Origin of the sequence: Alicyclobacillus suci, assembly GCF_017329615.1 — a bacterium.
GTDB lineage: Bacteria > Bacillota > Bacilli > Alicyclobacillales > Alicyclobacillaceae > Alicyclobacillus > Alicyclobacillus suci.
Map to the genome: position 1 here is coordinate 1 of NZ_JAFMTW010000099.1, position 3,017 is coordinate 3,017.

At 42.1% G+C, this 3,017-nt stretch carries 4 protein-coding genes and 1 pseudogene; 4 read left to right on the plus strand and 1 reads right to left on the minus strand.

Features of this window, described 5'->3' with window-relative positions; genetic code table 11:
- Nucleotides 1-107: 107 nt before the first annotated feature.
- The 4 genes and pseudogenes from J3482_RS19760 to J3482_RS21125 all read left to right on the plus strand — a co-directional run.
- Nucleotides 108-518, plus strand: a pseudogene (locus tag J3482_RS19760) (RNA polymerase sigma factor); the annotation flags it as partial.
- Entirely contained in the window at nucleotides 515-1,345 is an 831-nt protein-coding gene (locus tag J3482_RS19765; RefSeq protein WP_146824928.1) for a hypothetical protein, read from the plus strand. The pseudogene J3482_RS19760 and the gene J3482_RS19765, both read left to right, overlap by 4 nt.
- Nucleotides 1,346-1,417: 72 nt before the next feature.
- Nucleotides 1,418-1,675 carry an integrase core domain-containing protein gene (locus tag J3482_RS21970; protein ID WP_369123489.1) on the plus strand — a complete coding sequence of 86 codons (258 nt, stop codon included), beginning with the start codon at nucleotides 1,418-1,420 and terminating at the stop codon, nucleotides 1,673-1,675.
- A 329-nt stretch (nucleotides 1,676-2,004) separates the two neighbouring features.
- Complete coding sequence (locus tag J3482_RS21125) at nucleotides 2,005-2,214, plus strand: DUF6431 domain-containing protein (protein WP_223204354.1); 210 nt, start codon at nucleotides 2,005-2,007, stop codon at nucleotides 2,212-2,214.
- 22 nt (nucleotides 2,215-2,236) lie between these two features.
- Here J3482_RS21125 and J3482_RS19775 read toward each other — a convergent pair whose 3' ends face one another.
- On the minus strand, nucleotides 2,237-2,839 hold the full coding sequence (locus J3482_RS19775) for a hypothetical protein (RefSeq protein WP_206923037.1): 603 nt from the start codon (nucleotides 2,837-2,839) through the stop codon (nucleotides 2,237-2,239).
- Nucleotides 2,840-3,017 lie beyond the last annotated feature (178 nt).

The window sequence follows — 3,017 nt, forward strand, 5'->3', positions numbered from 1 at the left end:
CTACTGATTGCTGCACACTTTTAGTAGATTGCACTCGATGGCTTTTTCGTCAAGATTCAGCCTCCTGAAGAATTTACACCACTACTTGAGACTTTAACTCCGCGGATGCTTACGATGTGGTTCAAGAAGTGTTCTTGAGAGCGTTTCGATCCTGGGACGGTTATCGTCAAGACTCGAATACCAGGACTTGGTTGATGCATATAGCGCGAAATTATATTTATGATGTCTTTCGCAAGAAACGGACAGAACGGAAATTTGTTTTGCAAGCTGAATTTCCGGAAATTGTGATTGAGCAACCTAAGGACATGACATATGAAGTGGAAGAAGCATTAAATCAGCTTAAAGATACCTACCGACAAGTGGTTGTCTTACGCTACATTGAAAATTTCTCTACCCAAGAAACATCTGAAATATTGGGCTGGTCTGAAACAAAAGTTCGAACCACAGCGCATCGAGCGCTGATAAGACTTCGTGAAATATTAGGTGCTCATTCTGAGGAGGTGAAGTTTAAACAATGAATTCTGAACGAGAAATTTTAGAAAAACTATCTCTTATATCTAGCATGCAAATGTCCGTACAAAAGCAAGATGAAATTTGGAACAACATTGAACAGGAAATGAAAAAAACGAAATTTAGAAAATCGAAAAGAGGATTTACGATGTTCTCCAATATAGCTGCTGTAGTAGTTGCCCTAGCAGTTGTTACAGGTGGAATTGGTTATGAAGCACATACTAATCAGTCCAAACAAATACCGACACCCCACGTAACAACCGCTTCAAATTCAAAGAACAATAAGCAACATTTAAATATGACACCACAAAAATTGGCTAGTTATAATGTAAAGCATGGTCAACCGCTTCCGTTCGCAGGCCAAAATGTTACTAGAAGTGTACCGAAACAAGCGCTGTCTATTACCAATCCAAATTCAGCATCTATGTTTGGTGCAACCATCCAGACTAAAAATGCCGGAAGTTTCCCCTCTAATCAGTTCAAGGTTATTGATCGCTGGACAGGTTCAATTCAAGAACAATCGTTTACCATTGAAATTGATAAGAAAAGCGAAGGTAATAAATACATCATCGGAGTGGCAAGCGGTTCAAAAGAAACAGCGTATGCGTTTAACCAACAACCTTGGATTACAAACTTCACTGGAGACTATATGGTTTTCGCGACACCCAATCCTGCGCAAGGAAATCCAATCTTTGCGATTAATTTAAATACAGGAGTGTTGACACAACCATCACAAATTACTCGCGAAATGTCTAGTGCATACCCAGGTATGGGGGGGTATAGTACCATGATTTCAGGATTGCCCCAACAATACAGTGCTCTACCCAATGGTTAAAATTACGAAAGCAAATATAACGGTCCACAGTTTATCAGCAATGTATTTGAAGAGGCGTGCGAGGAACTGAAGATTGAACATGAACGGATTCCGCCTAAAACGCCTAACATGAATGCACATATTGAGTCATTCCATCGTCTGTTAGAAGATGACAGATTATCCTCATGTGAATTAGAGACGTATGCAGAGGCATACGAAACGGTGGATAAATACATGAGGTGGTACAACAACGAGCGGATTCATTCAAGCATTCACTATTTGTCACCCGCAGAATTCCATCGTGAACATGTGAAAAACGGGTTGATGCCGACAAAATCGATCCGCGTTTAAAAGCACGGGAGAAAAATTCTGGATACCGTTGAAGTTGTGTTCGAATCTTAAGTCACTTTTCAAAAGACATCGATTGTCCAATAAGAGGGGGTTGATCCGATTCACTATTGCGATAAATGAGTTAGTTCAAATTGCACATTGTTTTAGCTAGGCCAGAATGGCCTAGAATTGACGGGGTTGCCTGTCCATAATTTGTCGAATAAGATGACCATATCTATGGAAAGGAAAAGACGCCCCCATTTGGTGTGGTACGGCAATACCACTAGAGGCGTCCCCTAAACAACGTGTGGTCATTGTATCATGCTTTGTACTCGTTGAGCGATCCCTTGGTGTTTTCAGTTCGAAGTGAGGAAACCATCCCCTGCCCTTGTTGTCAGGGGCATTTAGTCGTGGTTGGGAGTCGGCGCAGGGGCGTTATCAAGAGTTCTGGTGACTCATTTCAGCTAATCATTTGCCGGTTACGTTGCGAAGATTGCAGACGGATACACCATGAGTTACCGGACCTACTCGTACCCTACAAACGCTATCAAGCAGACTGAGTACTACCTATTCAAATGCGGGTTATGACAAGTACGCAGAGTTAGGGTTGTTGTAGCTTCCTTCACCGCCGCTTGTAAAGATTACCGTGCCGGCAATATCCACAGTGTGTGATCCTTCCCCTAGATACTCCTCTATTTGATCGCCATCTGCAGTTAGAGGGGATGGGTATCGCTTTACAGTTGGACCTGCGTAATACCCATCATATTCTGGAGAGAAGTTAATGGTGTTTATTGATCCGACGTAACTGGTTAATCTCCATTCTGTGATCATATTCCCACCGCCACCATCGTATGCACAGGTACCAAAGTCATAGGCATCTCCATTAGATGTCTTAACATTCCAGGAACTACCAGCATTCGTACATTTGTCACCACCGCCACCAATGATTGAATCCGGTGTCACTGTTGAATTCATCGTATTACTGATTACTTGACCCGAATTCGATTCAACCATTGTGCCCGAGTAAGTTATTGGATTATCTCTTGCACTCGTACGTGTCTGAGGAGCGCTTGAAACCCTATCTTCACTAGAAACCGTCTGATAGAGTTTACACAAAATTATTGACACTCCCAGAGCCGCGGCAATTGAGAATACTCCTGTGAAAATAATGGAACGCCGTTTCAAGACAAACACTCCTTCTACCAGAATAAGATTAATTTTATACATTTTTTATGTCGAATAACTTCCAATTTGATAAACCACGCCAGTAGAGTCCAATATACTGTGTAAAAAGGGATGGCACCCCGGGGCATAAAATATGAGCCATCCGCCCCTCTTTGGTAGAATGTGAGATTGGAGAAAA